Genomic DNA, 16790 nt, shown 5'->3' with positions numbered 1-16790 from the left:
GGTACAGAGCTCCAGCCGCCATTTGCTGGGCGTGCTTGACGATATTCTGGATTTTTCCAAGATCGAGGCCGGCAAGCTTCAACTGGAGGTCCGCGACTTCAGCCTGACCCAACTGCTGGAGGAAGCCCTTGACCAGGTACGTGCGCGTATTGCCGATAAAGGCCTGGATGTGCGGCTCAACATGGGGGCGGACGTACCCGATCGCGTGTGTGGCGATCCGCTGCGACTGCGGCAGATATTACTCAACTACCTGAGTAATGCGGTGAAATTCACCGAACGTGGGCAGATCCGTATTGAAGTAAGTCTGCGCCAGGCCGCCGCCGATGACGCCTTGCTTTGCTTCAGCGTGAGCGATACCGGCATCGGCCTGTCGTCCGAGCAGTTGAAACACATGTTCCAGAGCTTCCAGCAGGCCGATGCCTCCACCACACGACGCTTTGGTGGCACGGGCCTGGGGCTGGCCATCGCCAAACAGCTGTCCGAGTTGATGGGCGGTCAGGTGGGTGTTCAGAGCGTGCTGGGGGAAGGCAGTCATTTCTGGTTTGAGGTGCGCCTGTTGTTGGCCCGCGACACGGTCATTGAAGGCCTGTGCGCAGCGGAGCATCACAGCGACTGGCAGGCGACCGAAGGGACCCGCGTTTTACTGGTGGAAGACAACGAGTTAAACCAGCAAGTGGCCACCGAATTTCTGCGGGCGGCCGGTTGTCGGGTCGAAATCGCGACGGATGGCCGCCAGGCGCTGGATCGATTGGCCGAGGAGCGCTACGACCTGGTATTCATGGACATGCAGATGCCGGTGCTCGATGGTCTGACGGCCACCCGCCTGCTGCGTCGGTTGCCCGGCATGGACACACTGCCCGTCATTGCCATTACCGCCAATGCGAGCCAGCGTGATCAAGACGCTTGTCTGGCAGCCGGCATGAATGACTTTGTCAGCAAACCCTTCGAACCGCAGACGCTCTACGCGGTGTTGCGTCGCTGGCAGCCTGAGACATCGGTCCAGCCTGCGTGCGACGCGGCGCTGGCGCCGTTGGCAACGCAGAGTTGCGCCGAGGCGAGCTTCAAACTCGACGGCGTGGACACGGTTGCGGGCCTGCGACGGGTACTGGGCCGGCACACTCTGTATGCGAATTTGCTGCGCAGTTACCAGACCCACCAGAGCCACTTGCTCAAGCAGTTACGCACGGCGTTGATGCAGGGTGACCTGGCTAAAGCCGAACTGTTGGCCCATAGCTGCAAAGGCGTGTCAGCGACCATCGGTGCCGACATCGTCGCGCAGGCGGCAAACGAGTTGGAGCAAGCACTTCGCACAAAGCGCCCCAATGAAGCGCTGCAAATCGCTCTTCAGGCATTGTCTGAACCCTTGGAAGCCCTGCTGGGGCAAATGCGGGAGCGGTTGCCCGGTGAAATCGAGACGGCACCGACAGCGGTCGACTACGTCGAGTTACGACGGATCTGCCGACATCTCGAAACCCTGCTGAGTGATTTTGATGCGCAGGCAGTGCCCTATTTGTCCTCAAATGCGGGTGTATTGCGAGGCGCGTTCGCGCAACGCTTCCAGCCACTGGACGACGCGGTGAAACGTTTCGATTTTGAGCGGGCGCAGGTCTGTCTGAAGGAGGCGATGCAGGCGGTGGAACCCGCGCAATGAACGAATAGAAACGTTGAGGCAACACGCACTTCATGACCTCAAAAGCAGGCTGTTCAGAAGTTTTCAGCGTTTTTCAGCACCCGGCGGAAAAGGCTCAGTCCATTTCAGAGCAGAGGTGCAAGTGGCATGCGTTACTGAAAGTACTTTATCGACACATCCGTGACTGCCGTCACAAGGAAACCCCGTGAACAGCTCAACCCAAAGACCCATCGTGCTGGTGGTCGACGATGTGCCGGCCAATCTGCAGCTGATCAGTGAGCTGTTGCGTGAGCTTTATCACGTACGAATTGCTACCAGCGGTGCCCAGGCCTTGAAGATCGTCGATCGGACGATACCCGACCTGATTCTGCTGGATGTGATGATGCCCGAAATGGATGGCTATGAGGTTTGTCGTCGTCTCCAGCAGAATCCGCAGACACGTGATGTGCCGGTGATGTTTCTGAGCGCCAGGATTCAGCACGAGGATGAGTGTCACGGTTTCGCACTGGGAGCTGCGGACTATCTGTTCAAGCCGATCAATCCAGCCATTCTGCTCGCACGGGTGCAGACACAGTTGCGCCTCAAGGCGACGACGGACCTGTTGCGTTCGCACAATGCCTACCTCGACCAGGAAGTCCTGGCGCGAACCCGTGAGCTGCAGGCCACCCATGACGTGACCATCCTGGCCCTTGCCTCGCTGGCCGAGACTCGCGACAACGAGACAGGCAACCACCTGCGGCGCACACAGCACTATGTTCGGCTATTGGCAGAAAAATTAAGCGAACACCCGCGATTCAGCGCGCATCTGGATGATCAAAGCATTGAGTTGATATTCAAGTCGGCGCCGCTGCACGATATCGGCAAGGTCGGTATTGCTGACCATATCCTGCTCAAACCGGGGCGCTTTGAACCCGCCGAGTTCGAAATCATGAAGACCCACGCCCAGTTGGGTTACCAGGCCCTGGTACATGCCGAGGAACTGTTGGGCGCGCAGGTGCCGTTCCTGCGCATCGCCAAGGAAATTGCCCTGTGTCACCACGAAAAATGGGATGGCAGCGGTTATCCCAATGGCCTGGCCCGTGACGCCATTCCTGTCAGCGCCCGCTTGATGGCGGTTGCCGATGTCTACGACGCGGTCATCAGCCGACGGGTATACAAGTCGCAGATGTGCCACGAGAAGGCATTCGCGATCATCTGCGAGGGTGCCGGACGGCATTTTGATCCGGATGTGGTGGCCGCCTTCATCGACCTGGAAAAAGAGTTTGAGCGGATCGCCGAGCGCTATGCCGACGCCCCTGCCGAGGATGCCCTTGAGGCCTTGGCCGGGTAGACCACTGGCAAACAACGACTGAGCTCGCCACCTATTCAGCGCAGAGGTTGGCCAAAGCAAGGAATGGCCGCTTAACTCTAGAAGCCAACGACACGAATCCGACTTGTCTTCTTGCCACGCACGGAAGCTCGCCATGGGCCAACTGCTGATTGATGAACACTTGGTGTTCGACGAGAACAACTTCCTGTTGTTTCGTGTCGACGCCGCCAATGAGGAGCCTTTGCGCCTGGGTGCAATCGCCAGCCGATGCCTGGCCATGCTGCTCAGGTCCGGGGGTTCTGTGGTTCGCAAGCGCGAACTGATGGCCGGGGCATGGGGACAATACGGGCTGGAAGTGACCGACAACAGCCTGGCCCAGGTGGTCCGCCAATTGCGGCTGGCGCTGGAAAAACTGCAGCCTGATCGAGAATTCATCCAGACCTTGCCACGCATCGGCTACAAGCTTGCCGACGGGGTGACAGTCGAAGAGTTGACTGCGCACCCGAAACCGGCGCTGCCATCATGCACGATGGTCACTGGCAACGAAGCCCCCCTGCCCCTTGAGCCTGCTGTATCGGCCATCGCTGATACAGAGGGAGAAGCTGGCGAACCGCCTTCGATCAAGCCAATCCCTGCCTCAACGGATCCCGCTCCCGGTCCGATACCTACGTCTGCGATTGCAACCCCAAGGCGGTGGCACTTGTGGCTCGCATTACCCGTGTGGGGAGCCTGTGCATTTGTGCTGGGAAGAATCTGGCTGGCACCGCCGCTTGAAGTGGAACCGCCAGCGTTCGCCGCTCCCGTAACGATGGATGATGTGCTCGTGCACTTGCCCACTCAGGACGTACAGCCGCCAGTGGCGCCCCACTTGCAATTGATGGTCGAGAACAGTCGAAAACTGGCGGGGATTCTAGGTCTTTCGACGCAAAACATGCACCTGTACTTGTTACCGTCGCGTCGGGGAGCCGATCAGATTCTCTGCGATGGCGCGCTGGAAACGGCGAGCAGTCGCTGCATCGGTGTACAACAACATGACTAGACGCGCCGCCATCTCAGCTTGGTGCCTGGCCTTCGTCGTCGTGGGGCTTTTGGGTGTTGCACTGGGACGCCTGACGGGCGAGCACAAGGCCAACCTGGACTTCTGGTGCACCGGGGAGAGCGCGCATCAAGTGCCCTCGGCATTGCCTGCTGCGTGGCTGACGACGCGCTTCAGACTGGACTTGAGGCCCACCGGGCTCAGTCACATGCGCATGGTGGCCCAACTGATCGATACCGGCTCCGGTGCTGAAATTGACACCCTGCGCCGCAATAGTGCCTTTAGGGTGCAACAACAGGGACACCGCTTGCAGGTCACTGTCGTACGGAGCGCCAAGGGCGAAGCGGACAGCGCAACGCCTGAGCTGGCGGGGACACTCGGCCTGTTTATCTTCCGCTCGGACACCAGCGTGAGTTACTGGATGCGCTCGCTGTCACAGACGCGTTACCTGTTCGATGATGGCAACGACATGTTCATTCTGTGCAGCAAACGATGACAGCGATAAACGCCCCATACCCGCTAAACCGATCTAAAGGCAGGCGCGAGAGCGTCTAATCTTTGAAAGGAAGGACACGCCTTCAGCCTCTTGATCGGGGGAAACGCAATGACCAAAACAGCAGCGCGCCAATGCGGGTCATGGGTTCTCCCCTGCCTGCTCGCCATCAGCCTGGCGCTGACGGCGGGATGTTCAGGTAAACACTCCAGGGACCCCTATCAGGTCGCCGGCTCAAATTGCTACGCAAAATCGCTCCCCACAGCTGGCGAGGGCGGCCTGGCCTGGGGCGCCACCTTGAACATTGCTCAGCAAAAATCCATGAACAACTGCATGCGCTATGCCGGCCGGTCCGGGGGCACGCCCAACACCTGCCAAGTGGTGGTGTCGGAGTGCAAAAACCAATAGCGTGAACACGGCGCAACACTCCACGTCAGCGCCGTGAACCTGTCATGAAATGAAAAAAAACTGTCGCCGAATGTACGGCTGCCCACCCGAAAAAACGCGTAGAACGAATCGCGAGCTGAATCGGTGCCACGCTGAAACGAGTACAAGGGGATGTTGTAGCACAAGCACTGTTCAGTGCTTGCCGTGCGCCATGGTTCCGATTTACACGCTCAACACCAGAATAATAATCCGCAAAAGGATCGCGTTAATGCGTGTGAATCTGCCCGTCACTGACCAAGAAAGAGCGTTCCCTGCCAACCAGCGTTTGATCTCCACGACCGACCTTGATAGCCGAATCACTTACTGCAATGACGCATTTGTGGCCATCAGCGGGTTCACTGCCGACGAATTGGTCGGCCAGCCTCATAACCTGATTCGACACCCCGATATGCCACCCGGGGTATTCATTCATATGTGGCACACCCTCAAGCAAGGCAAACCCTGGATGGGGATTGTAAAAAACCGCTCGAAAAATGGCGATTTTTATTGGGTCAATACCTACGTCACGCCCATGTATGAAAACGGGCGAATGAGTGGTTACGAGTCGGTACGCTCGGTGCCCAGCCGCGACCAGGTCCGTCGGGCATCAGCGCTCTATGCAAGGATGCGCGCCGGCAAGCCGATTGTGGCGCGCAGTGCCCGGATTCTGCGGCCACTGCGAAACGGTTTTCCATTATTCGCGGCTGGCGTGCTCTCACTGCTGGGTGCTCATTGGCTACCGGACACGGCGGCTCAATGTGTCCTGGTGGCGAGCCTGAGTCTTGCCTGGTACCGCATCGAGTCCCGACATCGCAGCTCCATCGAGCGCACCCTCGCCGAGCATCCAAAAGCATTTGCCGACCCGTTGGTCGCGCTGACCTACAGCGACAACTACGGCCCCCAAGGCCGGCTGGACATGGCCATGCTCAGCGAGGAAGCCCGTTTGCAAACGGCGTTGAGCCGGCTTGTCGATGCCGGGATCAGCGTGAAGGCCAAGGCAGCACAGTCATCCGAACTGTCCGGCTCGCAAGCGCAGTCGCTTGATCGCCAGCGCAGTGAAACGGATCAGTCCGCCGCCGCCATCGCGCAGATGGCGGCAACGAATCAGGAGGTGACTCAAAACGTCATCACGACGGCGCATGCCGCGTCCGAAGCCGACCAGTTGACTCAAGAAGGCAGTGAGCTGGCCCGGCAAAGCCTGCACGCCATGGAAGCGATGAATGAGGCCGTCAACGAAATCGGCCTGGCGGTCAACGCATTGGCGAGCGAGACGCAATCGATCGGCAGTGTCGTGGATGTCATCACTTCCATTGCCGAACAGACCAACCTGTTGGCGCTCAATGCAGCGATCGAGGCGGCCCGGGCAGGTGAACAAGGCCGGGGTTTTGCAGTGGTTGCCGACGAGGTGCGCTCCCTGGCACAGCGCACCCGCACCTCCACCGAGCAGATCCATGGCTTCATCGCGTCGCTGAACAACGGAGCCGATCGCGCCGTCTCCACGGCCGCCCGGGGCGAGCAGATTTCCCGCGACAGCATGCAGCGTGTCGAGGCGGTGCAGTCGGCGCTGGTCGGCATCAGTCAAGCCGTCAGCCGCATCACCGCCATGAGCCAGCAAATGGCATCGGCATCAGAGCAGCAAAGTCACGTGACGGAAGATATCAATCAACAGATCACGCGCATCGCGCAACTGTGTGACCACAGTGCCGGGCAGGCCGAGCAAGGCGCCGCGATCAGCCGCGATCTCGAGGGAATGGCCGATTACCTGCACAGCCTGGCCGAACGTTTCAACCGATAGCCAAAAAAGCAACTAATCTCCATGGCTGCCTGCTGCCGGTCTTGACTGGCAGCTATCGGCTATCAATGGAACGGGAATATGCAACACACTGGGGTGTAAGCATCAGGCGTTTACTGAGTGATCGGGCAGCGACCTGAACTGGCCAGGCGTGCATTGAGGGCAGCGGGAAGGCGCTGACCAGACTGCCTGGCTGTATCCCCCGTTCATTGATAAAGGTCTGAACATTGAACGGTGAATCCTGATAATGCTTTTAGATTTTTAGGCAGGTTGACATGACTCCCCAGCTCTTTTCGGTTCACGGCCTCGTGAGTTTTACCCTCGCCATCCTCCTGCTGTTCCTCGGCAAAACCCTTGTCCAGCGCAGCACCTTGCTCCGCCAATACTGTATTCCCGAATMGGTTGTCGGTGGCTTCGTCTGTGCGGCGGTGACGAGCCTGCTGTACTTCGGACTCAAGATCCAGATCGAATTCGACCTGCAGGTTCGCGACACCCTGCTGCTCTATTTCTTTGCCGGCATTGGCTTGAAATCGGACATGCGCCAACTGCTCAAGGGTGGACGCCCGCTACTGGTCCTGCTGTTGCTCGCCGGTGTGTTCATCGTCCTGCAAAACGCGCTGGGCATGGGGGTGGCCGAGGCATTCGGGCTAGATCCCAAGGCAGGATTGATGGTGGGCTCCATTTCCCTCACGGGTGGGGCGGGTACCACGCTGGCCTGGGCGCCGCTTTTCATCGAAAAACTGGGCATCAGTAACGCCCATGAACTGGGCATGGCCAGCAACACCGTCGGGCTTATAGCCGCGTGCGTGATCGGCGGCCCTATCGCCAATCGACTGATCAGCCGTTATCACCTGAAGACTTCCGGGGATGCGACGCTGGAAGTCGGCATTCTCGAGCAACAACCGAGCAAGGGCCTGGACTACTACGATGTGCTCTGGGCGTGGATGTGGCTCAACCTGACCCTGATGCTCGGCTATGGACTCAACCTGCTGCTGGAAAACGCCGGCATCACCCTGCCCAAATTCGTCAGTTGTCTGTTCGCGGGTATCGTCATTCACCACATCGTTCTCGCCGTGGTCGGTGATCAACGGCTGAAAACCTGGAGCGGCGCCAGCCTGGGGCTGGCGCTGATCTCCGACATCTGCCTGGGCATGTTCCTGACCATGGCCCTGATGGGGCTTCAGCTGTGGCAGCTCAGCGGCGCGCTGATGTTCATTCTGTGCGCCTTGACCCTGCAAATTCTGCTGACGGTGCTCTACACGTATTTTGTGGTGTTCCGCTTTATGGGACGCAATTACGAAGCCAGCGTGATTGCTTCCGGATTCGGGGGGATTGCCCTTGGCTCCACGGCGACGGCCATCGTCAACATGACCACCGTGACGCAAAAATACGGCGCAGCCCACCAAGCCTTCCTGATCGTGCCGCTGGTGTGTGGCTTCTTCATTGACCTGGTCAATGCCGTGATCATCGGCCTGTTCAGTGGTATTTAGCGACGGCCCCTTCGATCGATCAAAGCCCGGCTCGGCGTCGACCCATGACGCCTGAGCCGCGAGCGTAAAATGACAAACTCCCGGGGTGGATGACTTATCCGGCGTCGCTCGATACCCTTGCACGCCACGTCGCCCGACGGTAAAACCCTCCTCCACCCAGACGAGCCATGTCATGAAATCCCCCGCAGGTTTGCTGCTGTCGGCTATCGAACTGGACCGTGCCAGCGCCATCCCCTTGTACCGCCAGTTGTACCTGCAGATTCGCAAACAGGTACTCAGTGGCCGGCTCCAGGGCGGCGTGCGCTTGCCGTCGACCCGGACCCTGAGCAAGGAACTGGCGCTGTCGCGGATCACCATTCTCAATGCGTTCGATCAACTGATTGCTGAAGGTTTCCTGGCCTCGCGCACCGGCGCCGGCACCTATGTCGGCAACGAGTGGGAAAATCGCGGTATCACCGACGATGGGCAACAGCGCCCACCTCCGCGCCTGTCCGACTTGAGCCAGTCGATGCTGTCGCTGCGTAGCGATCATTTTCGCGGGGTGTCTTATGCCGACTGGGACCCCGCGACCCCGACCTCCTTCTTGCCCAGCCACAGCACTTACGATGCCTTCCCCCAAGCCATCTGGCGACGCCTGATGAACCGCCACCTGCTGAAGCCGACCAAGGCCATGCTCGGCTATGGCGAGCTGCAAGGCTTGCAGGCGTTTCGCACGGCGATTGCCGAATACGTGTTCGACGCCCGTGGCATCGACTGTGATGCCGGGCAAGTGGTGATCGTTTCCGGTGCGCAGCAAGCGTTCAACCTGCTGGGCATGTTGCTGCTCAATCCGCAGGACAGCGTCTGGATGGAAGACCCGGGCCACATCGCCGCGCGCATTGCCTTGCAAGCCCAAGGCGCCCGCGTGGTGCCGTTGCGTATCGATGAACAGGGCATCGATGTCCAGCAAGGCCTGGACGAGTGCCCCGACGCCCGCCTGGTGTTCACCACCCCTTCTCGCCAGCATCCATTGGGCGTCACCCTGAGCTATGCGCGACGCCAGGCCCTGATTGACTGGGCCGCGCAACATCAGAGCTGGATCATCGAGGACGATTGCGACAGTGAGTTTCGCTACAGCGGCCGCCTCCTTCCGGCGCTCTACGCCATGGACCAGATGGCCCGGGTGATCTACGTCGGCACCTTCAGCAAAGTACTGTTCCCGTCGCTGCGCCTGGGTTACGTGATTCTGCCAAAAGCCCTGGTCGAACCCTTTTGCACCCTGCGCGCAGTCATGGATCGCAGCCCGCCCACGCTGCTTCAGGCGACGACGGCGGACTTCATGATCGAAGGCCACTTCCTGGGGCATATCCGTCGCATGCGTGCGCTGTATCAGGCTCGCCAGCAGGCATTGATCGAGCAGCTCGAAAAGCAGCTCGGCAACTTCTTCAAGATCACCCCGGTGGAGGCTGGCATGCACCTGATCGCCTGGCTGCCGACCGAGCTCGATGACGACGCCATCGCCAAGGCGTTGGCCGGACACAACATCCACACCTATGCACTGAGCGACTACCGCATCACACATGTCCTGCCGCCGGCCCTGTTGATCGGCTTTGCCGGTACGTCGGAAAACCAGGCCCGCGAACGCGTCGAAGCGCTGGCCCGGGCCTTGTCCGCAATCGGGTGCCTGCCGCAAATCACTTGAAGCAAGGCAAGTGGTCTTATGAATTAACTGATAATGGATCTATCGAGAGTTCCTGACTGGCGCGATAAAGGCTGCGCCGGTAGACCCGGTGTCTGAACCAGGAACGACTCTAATGAACAATAAGATCCAGGAACGATTCAACGCCTTGCTGAGCCACAACGTGGTCGAGGACGGTACAGCCCCGGTACTGACCGAAGCACTGGCCCGGCAGTTGCTCGAACGTCTGGGGCATATGCGCCTGTTTGCCCACGCCTACCCGCTGCTGACCAACCTCACCCACGGCCGCGTCACCCCCGCCGACCTGCTGGACTTCGCCTATCGCCACGAGTTGCAGGGGCTGAGCCTGCACCTGCTGGACGGTGAGGAAAACAGCCTGAGCCAAATGTCCCCCGAGCAACTGCAAGCATTTGCCAACAAGGCCAAGGCGCTGGGGCTGGATGTGCACCTGGAAATCAGCAGCACACTGAAAAAAGATGTCGACCAGGTGATCGCCATCGCCAGGGCGTTGGGAGTACGCAACATCCGCGTTTACTCACGTTATGAGGGCGCGCTGTCGCGCGTCATGGACGTGATCGAGACCGACCTGCACTACCTGGCGCAGCAGGCCGACGAGCACGACCTGTACTTCGATTTCGAGCAGCATGAAGAACTCAAGAGCGGCGAGATCGCGCAACTGCTCAAGCGACTCGACCACCCTCGCCTGCACGCGTTGTTCGACTTCGGCAACATGATCAATGCCTGCGAGCAGCCTTTACAGGCGCTGCGCAATCTGGCGCCACACATCCGCCAGACCCACCTCAAGGGCGTGCGCGTTGTGCCCGAGCAAAACGGTTTTGGCCACTACGGCGTGCTGCAGGGCAGCGACGAAGACGACCTGCCCAGCGCCCGCATGCTGTTCGAACTGTTGATGCTGGGTGACGCAGCCACTCCTCAGGTGATCGCGTTCATTCTTGAGCAGGAAAACCACTATGTGGCCCCGGCCTTCCGTCAGACCGACGAGGCGACTGACCCCTTCATTGTCTATCGGGAAATGAGCGACACACCGCTCCCCAATGGCTACTCGCTTGAGCGAATGCTCGCCGATGAACACCGCTGGGCGAACAACCAGGTGGCCTATGTGCGCAGCCTGCTAGCCGAACTTCGCACCCTGGCCGAACTGACCCTGGCCCACTCCTCCCACGCCTGAACCTGACGACCCGATACGCCCGGAGAACAATAATGACAATTCAAAACAAGGCCAAATGGTTCAGATTCCTGATCCTCATCCTCGGTGGCGGCACCATCTACAAACTGGCAAACCTAAAGGACGCCTTCTATGTGCCCATGCAGGAATTCATGGGCCTGACCCACACTGAAATCGGCATGTTGCTGAGTGCCAACGCCATCATTGCCACGGCGTTGTTCGTCGTCGGCGGGCTGCTCGCCGATCGCTACGATACCCGCAAACTGATCCCCATCGGCCTGATCGGTACGGGTGGTCTGGGGTTGTACCTGGCGACCTTTCCACCCTTCAGCAACCTGCTGATCGTGTTCAGCCTGCTGGCGGTCTGTGCCGACTGCATCTTCTGGCCTTCGCTGCTCAAGGCGATTCGCAACCTGGGTGACGATCAGGAACAAGGCCGGTTGTTCGGCCTGCTGGAAGGCGGACGTGGTGTGATCGATACCCTGGTGGCTTTTTCCGCGCTGGGCGTGTTCGTCGCCATGGGGTCGGGCGAAGCCGGCCTGAAATCGGCCATCCTGTTTTACTCGGTGATCGACATCCTCGCCGGGACCGTCACCTGGTTCCTGCTCAAGGGTGGCACCGCGCAGTCGGTGGCCAAACCGAAAAACGGCCTGGCGAACCTGGTCGAGGCGATCAAGGTACCGGGTATCTGGCTGGTCAGCCTCAACGTGTTCATGGTCTACATCGTCTACTGCGGCCTGACCTATTTCATTCCCTACCTCAAGGAAATGTACGGGTTGCCCGTGGCACTGGTGGGCGCCTACGGCATCATCAACCAATACTTCCTCAAGATCCTCGGTGGCCCTGCCGGCGGCTTCATCGCCGACAAACAATTCAAGAGCACCAGCCGCTACCTGAAGTGGGCCTTCCTGGCGCTGCTGCCCTTGATGGGCGTCATCATGCTGATCCCGAAAAGCCCGAGCTTCATCTACGCGGGCATGGCCGCCACCCTGTCGTTCGCGCTGATCGTGTTCTCAATGCGCGGCGTGTTCTGGGCGCCCATGGGTGAAGTCGGCATTCCTCAACACATCACCGGCTCGGCCTTCGGCATCGGTTGCCTGATCGGCTACGCACCGGGCATGTTCGCCTACGTCATCTATGGCGCCATCCTCGATCACTTCCCCGGTGAACAGGGTTACAACTATGTCTTCAGCCTGATGAGCGTGCTGGCCATTATCGGCTTCATGGTGTCCAGCCTGCTGTATCAATCGGTGCGCAAAAAATCCACGGCGACTGGCGGGGTGAGCGCAGCACAAGCCTGATCAGCTCCGGAGCTGCCGGAAGGGACCCTCTTCTCTTCCGGCAGCTGTTCAAGCGCTGGTTCAAAACGGGTACGCTGCGTGATCTGTTATCCGCTTGAGCGCCAGGTCGAGGTCAGCAATGCCGTTGTTTGTCAGTGAAGAAACCCGTTGGATCGAGACGCCTCACGGTCGTTTGTTCTCCCAACGCTGGTCGCCTGCCGGCGAGCGTGCCGAAACGGCCCAGCCACCGATCATTCTGTTTCATGACTCTCTGGGTTGCGTCGCACTGTGGCGGGATTTTCCAGAACAACTGTGCCAGGCCACGGGGCGCATAGTTGTCGCCTACGACCGGCTCGGCTTCGGGCAGTCCGATGCCTACCCCGGTGACCTGCCCACTCGATTTATTCGGGATGAAGCTGAATGCTTCTTTCCGCTGCTTCGCGATCAATGGCAAATCGACCGGTTCGTGGCCTTCGGTCACAGCGTTGGCGGGGCAATGGCGGCGACGTGCGCGGCGCTGTATCCGCACAGTTGCCAGTCGTTGATCACCGAGTCGGCTCAAGCATTTGTTGAAGACCGGACGTTGAACGGCATTCGCATTGCCAAAGCCCAGTTCGAGGAGCCGGGGCAAATGGAGCGGTTGCACAAGTACCACGGCGACAAGGCCGCCTGGGTGCTGTCTGCCTGGACAGAGACCTGGTTATCAAAGGCCTTCGAGCAATGGACCCTCGAAAGCAGCGCAGCCTCGATTCAGTGCCCGTTGCTGGTGCTACATGGCGAGAACGACGAGTACGGGTCCGTGTTGCACCCGCAGCGGATTGCCACGCTGGGAACGGCGTCGAGCACAAGCGTAATCCTGAAAAACCGTCATCACGTCCCCCATCGTGAAGCGCCGAACGAAGTGCTGGACGTGGTCAAACAACACCTGGAATCGAACGCCGGCTGAGTGCCTGATCTTGCAAGACACTACCGCGGTTGAAAGGTTTGCAGGTAGGCCAACAGGTTTTCGATCTTTTCCGGATCGCTGAGCCCCCAGAAAATCATCCGGGTGCCGGGGACCACCTTTTTCGGGTCTTCGAGGTACGCGGTCAGTGTTTCGCGGGTCCAGATGATGTTCGCGGCTTTCATCGCATCGGAATATTGGTAGTCCGTGGTACTGGCGGAGTGTCGTCCAAAGATGCCGTTGAGCTGCGGACCAAATGAACCCCGTGCCGATTCGCCGACCTGATGGCATCCTCCGCAGATCCGCTTGAACAGCGTCGCCCCCGCTTCGGCATCGCCGGCCGCGTGTGCCTGAAGGCTGAATACCCCTGCGCCAAGCAGCAAGGACAAGGTGAGTACGGCGGCTTTGTGCATGTTCTGTTCCCAATGGTGTAAGGCCAGGCGCGTCAATCAGTGGGCGCCCGGTTGAAACTTCTTCCGGTAAGCCGCGGGCAGCAAGCCCACTCGCTGGCGGAAAAGTCTACGGAAAGAATTGCCATCTTCGTAGCCCACGGCATACGTGATGCTGTCCTGGGTCATGCGAGTGGTCTCAAGCAGCTGTTTGGCCTTTTCCAGCCGCAGCGTTTGCAGGTAAGTAATCGGCGTGTACCCCGTGGCGTCCTTGAAACGCCGCTTGAAGTTTCGGATGCCGAATCCGAACTGCCGGGCGACGTCATCAATCATCACTGAACGGTCAAAGTGCTGCTCCAGCCAGTTTTGAACCTGCAGGATGCCGGCATCACCATGCTGCTTGGGCAGTGACCACATCACATACACCGACTGCTCGCTGCGTACACTGTCGACCAGCAGGTATTTGCCACATTTCTGCGCCAGTTCCAGCGACGCGAACCGGCGCACAAGGTGCAGCAACAGGTCCATGGCCGCGCTCGCGCCACCGCTGGTGACCAGACGATTGTCCTCGCAGATGATCTGCGAGTCGTCCAGGCAAACGTCGGCATAACGACGACGAAACAGGTCGGCAAACGCCCAGTGCGTGGTGGCTCGAACGCCGTCGAGCAAACCCGCTTCAGCCAGCATGAACGCCGCGGTACACATCGACGCCACCACCGCACCCTGAGCGTGCTGTTCACGCAGCCAGGGTCCATACGCCGAAAAGGCCGGCAAGGCATCCTTGAGGGTGAAGAGAAAACCGGGAATCAGCACCAGATCAGTCTGCGCAATCTCGCGGGTGGATTGGTCCACGCGCAGCGTCTGCCCTCCCCACGCGGCAACCTCTTCACCGTCCAGAGAGGCAATGACCACTTCAAACGGCGAGCTGGCCGTGTCCGCAAACAGGTTCGCGGCACTGAGCACTTCCAGCGCCATCGTGGCGCTGGCGGCAGAACATTGGTTGGTCAATAAAAGCGTGACGTGCATAAATGATCCAATTGCGCATATCGCATGTAAAAAGTCATTTGTGCACCTACCTTACCCGATCCCCGCTGCATAAAGTGCACCGATCATTCAATCATCGGCGTACTTATGAATCTCTGGTTCCGACTGCTCCTCATGCTGTTTCGTCGTCCGTGGCGCAAGCCGGTCGACGCCATGGCCACCACGGTTATCCGTCTGCGCGTCTGGCCGCTCGACCTCGACCTCAATCGCCACGTCACCAATGGTCGCTATTTCACCCTGGCCGATCTCGGGCGCATGGATTACGTGCTTCGCAGCGGCGCATTCCGCGTGGCGCTGCGTAACAAAGCCGTGCCGATCGTCGGGGACACCTGGGGCAAGTTCCGTCGTGAGTTGAAGCTGTTCGAAGCGTTCGAGATTCACACGCGGATGCTCGGCTGGGACGACAAGTGGAGCTTCATGGAGCACCGTTTTGTCAGCAAAGGGCGTGTGATCGGGGTGGTGGTGATGCGCGGTGTGTTCCGCGCAGGCAAAGGCACGGTGGCACCCGGCGAGTTTGCCCGTGAGCTGGGATTGGACGAGCAGTCGCCGCCGATGCCGACGTGGCTGACGGACTGGTCGCAAAGCTGCAACGACATGAGCGCTCAGTTGCGCGAGGAAGAGGGTCAGCCGATTCGGCGTCCACAGAAGGTCGCTTAAGAAACGGCGGGTTAGCCGCTGACAGTCTCGGGCGCAGACTCTATCCTGTGCCGCGCGCATCGGCGCCTGACCGACCTTTCACTGGAGACACCTGTGCCACCGCTGACCGCCCGTGAGGTTTACCAGACATTGCGTGACGCCGCACTGGGCATCCGCCCTTTTCTGCGCCTTGATGAACAGCCCGAACCCGCTCAGGTGCAGGTCGATATCGAAGGCTGGCGCCTGACGCTCGATGTCGATGGCATTCATTTGCGCCGCTGTCAGTATTGCCTCAGCCCCGATGGCCGCGAGGGTGACCTCGATAGCTGGCAACGTTTTGGCACTGACCCGGTGAGTTTTCTCAGCGCGTGGGAACTGACGCAGATCGAGCGATTGCTGGCCGGAGGCTGAGCACCGCGCCCGGTTTTCAGATCGGCAAACACCGCAGACGAAAAAGCCCGGCCAAGCCGGGCTTTTTCAGGTCAACGCAGACCCGCCAAACGGCAGGCCCCGGCGCTTACTGTACGTTTTTCAGCTTGACCACATCACCGGAAATCTTGGTGGTGTAACCGGTCAGGACCCAGGCCCAGAACCAGTTTTCCTGCACCTGGGTGTTGATCATCGCGTCACCGCCCTTGGCTTTGATCGCGGCGTCCTGCGCGCGGATAAAACGGTTGTTCTGCTGGATCGGGATGACGCCGAACAGCAGCAGGCCGGTGGCGGTTGCTTCGCTATGGCCGAGGACCGTGTATTGGCTGCTTTCATAGTGCTGGGTATTCATCGGGGTGCCGGTGCAACCCGCCAGAACCAGGCCAAACAGAGCGACGGCAACAACTTTGCTGAGGTACTTCACTGAAAAACTCCATAAGAATGTGCCCGGGATCCGTCTCTCGGGCGGCGCACACTCTAACGGAGTTGATGGCCAATTGGTATCACCACGAGACACTTGATTTAGCGGCCTCGCGTGTTCATTTGGCCGGTTTTCGCCGAGCCGCCACCCGCGAAAGATTGAGCGCCACGGCGGCGCCAATCAGTGCCTGCAATGCCGTTTCATCCAGCTGTTCACCCTCATGCACATCAATGGCTCGTCGGGTATTGCCTTCAAGACTGGAGTTGAAAAGACCCGAAGGGTCCTCCAGCGAAGCGCCTTGGGCAAAGGTCATTTTGACGACGCTTTTGTAGGTCTCGCCGGTGCAGATGATGCCAGCGTGAGACCACACCGGCACACCGCGCCACTTCCACTCCTCCACCACCTCGGGGTCGGCCTGGCGAATAAGCGCCCGGATTCTGGCGAGTGTTTCGCCCCGCCAATCACTCAGCTCCTTGATTCTCGCGTCTATCAGCTCAGAGGCCGCCACTTGCCCTTCGCCATCCTTTTCAGCGCTCGCTTCCTTCTTCATGATGGTCGTCACCTTCTTCATGATGGTTTTTACCCGCCTCATGATAGTTGCCGGGCGT

The 16790-nt window shown here is 59.6% G+C and carries 17 protein-coding genes and 1 pseudogene; 14 read left to right on the top strand and 4 right to left on the bottom strand.

What is annotated here, in order from left to right; translation table 11 throughout:
• The 12 genes and pseudogenes from AC1D2P_RS19565 to AC1D2P_RS19510 all read left to right on the top strand — a co-directional run.
• Positions 1-1651, top strand: a 1651-nt coding sequence (locus AC1D2P_RS19565) for an Hpt domain-containing protein (RefSeq protein ID WP_477811551.1), incomplete at its 5' end; no start/stop codon positions are given.
• Positions 1652-1835: 184 nt separating this feature from the next.
• Positions 1836-2960 (top strand): response regulator, encoded by a 1125-nt coding sequence (locus AC1D2P_RS19560; protein WP_477757876.1) that lies wholly within the window; start codon positions 1836-1838, stop codon positions 2958-2960.
• A gap of 133 nt (positions 2961-3093) precedes the next feature.
• A complete protein-coding gene (locus AC1D2P_RS19555) occupies positions 3094-3978 on the top strand; it encodes a transcriptional regulator (protein ID WP_109786700.1) in 885 nt (294 codons plus the stop codon).
• Entirely contained in the window at positions 3971-4471 is a 501-nt protein-coding gene (locus AC1D2P_RS19550) for a hypothetical protein (RefSeq protein ID WP_109786701.1), read from the top strand. Before AC1D2P_RS19555 ends, AC1D2P_RS19550 begins: the two co-directional genes overlap by 8 nt.
• 108 nt (positions 4472-4579) lie before the next feature.
• Positions 4580-4876 (top strand): hypothetical protein, encoded by a 297-nt coding sequence (locus AC1D2P_RS19545; RefSeq protein ID WP_109786702.1) that lies wholly within the window; start codon positions 4580-4582, stop codon positions 4874-4876.
• Between the two features lie 49 nt (positions 4877-4925).
• Positions 4926-5426: pseudogene (locus AC1D2P_RS19540) on the top strand (PAS domain-containing protein); the annotation flags it as partial.
• On the top strand, positions 5427-6689 hold the full coding sequence (locus AC1D2P_RS19535; protein WP_411740755.1) for a methyl-accepting chemotaxis protein: 1263 nt from the start codon (positions 5427-5429) through the stop codon (positions 6687-6689). It abuts the pseudogene before it with no gap.
• Positions 6690-6961: 272 nt separating this feature from the next.
• Complete coding sequence (gene gltS / locus AC1D2P_RS19530; protein WP_477811550.1) at positions 6962-8176, top strand: sodium/glutamate symporter; 1215 nt, start codon at positions 6962-6964, stop codon at positions 8174-8176.
• Positions 8177-8348: 172 nt separating this feature from the next.
• Positions 8349-9857: a MocR-like pyridoxine biosynthesis transcription factor PdxR gene (pdxR, locus tag AC1D2P_RS19525; RefSeq protein ID WP_046030409.1), complete on the top strand. Its 1509-nt coding sequence runs from the start codon at positions 8349-8351 to the stop codon at positions 9855-9857.
• A gap of 112 nt (positions 9858-9969) precedes the next feature.
• Positions 9970-11043, top strand: coding sequence for a sugar phosphate isomerase/epimerase family protein (locus tag AC1D2P_RS19520; protein ID WP_477757878.1), 1074 nt, complete (start codon positions 9970-9972; stop codon positions 11041-11043).
• Positions 11044-11075: 32 nt separating this feature from the next.
• Positions 11076-12341 carry an MFS transporter gene (locus AC1D2P_RS19515; protein ID WP_046030414.1) on the top strand — a complete coding sequence of 422 codons (1266 nt, stop codon included), beginning with the start codon at positions 11076-11078 and terminating at the stop codon, positions 12339-12341.
• Between the two features lie 118 nt (positions 12342-12459).
• Positions 12460-13266: an alpha/beta fold hydrolase gene (locus AC1D2P_RS19510; protein ID WP_477757879.1), complete on the top strand. Its 807-nt coding sequence runs from the start codon at positions 12460-12462 to the stop codon at positions 13264-13266.
• A gap of 20 nt (positions 13267-13286) precedes the next feature.
• Here the strand turns inward: AC1D2P_RS19510 and AC1D2P_RS19505 are convergent, their stop codons facing one another.
• On the bottom strand, positions 13287-13676 hold the full coding sequence (locus tag AC1D2P_RS19505; protein ID WP_258666226.1) for a c-type cytochrome: 390 nt from the start codon (positions 13674-13676) through the stop codon (positions 13287-13289).
• 36 nt (positions 13677-13712) lie between these two features.
• Positions 13713-14678: a GlxA family transcriptional regulator gene (locus AC1D2P_RS19500; protein WP_477757880.1), complete on the bottom strand. Its 966-nt coding sequence runs from the start codon at positions 14676-14678 to the stop codon at positions 13713-13715.
• A 105-nt stretch (positions 14679-14783) separates the two neighbouring features.
• On the opposite strand from AC1D2P_RS19500, the gene AC1D2P_RS19495 reads away from it, so the two are divergent.
• A complete protein-coding gene (locus AC1D2P_RS19495; protein ID WP_477757881.1) occupies positions 14784-15353 on the top strand; it encodes a thioesterase family protein in 570 nt (189 codons plus the stop codon).
• Positions 15354-15446: 93 nt separating this feature from the next.
• Complete coding sequence (locus AC1D2P_RS19490; RefSeq protein ID WP_109786711.1) at positions 15447-15743, top strand: DUF7693 family protein; 297 nt, start codon at positions 15447-15449, stop codon at positions 15741-15743.
• A 106-nt stretch (positions 15744-15849) separates the two neighbouring features.
• Here the strand turns inward: AC1D2P_RS19490 and AC1D2P_RS19485 are convergent, their stop codons facing one another.
• Positions 15850-16185 carry a hypothetical protein gene (locus tag AC1D2P_RS19485; protein ID WP_046030429.1) on the bottom strand — a complete coding sequence of 112 codons (336 nt, stop codon included), beginning with the start codon at positions 16183-16185 and terminating at the stop codon, positions 15850-15852.
• Between the two features lie 115 nt (positions 16186-16300).
• Positions 16301-16732, bottom strand: coding sequence for a DUF1801 domain-containing protein (locus AC1D2P_RS19480; protein WP_477757919.1), 432 nt, complete (start codon positions 16730-16732; stop codon positions 16301-16303).
• Between the last annotated feature and the right edge of the window lie 58 nt (positions 16733-16790).

The sequence above is a fragment of the Pseudomonas sp. P1_F1_2 genome (assembly GCF_056405815.1).
The sequence above is the reverse complement of the archived record's forward strand: the minus strand, read 5'-3'. Positions and strand labels throughout refer to the sequence as shown.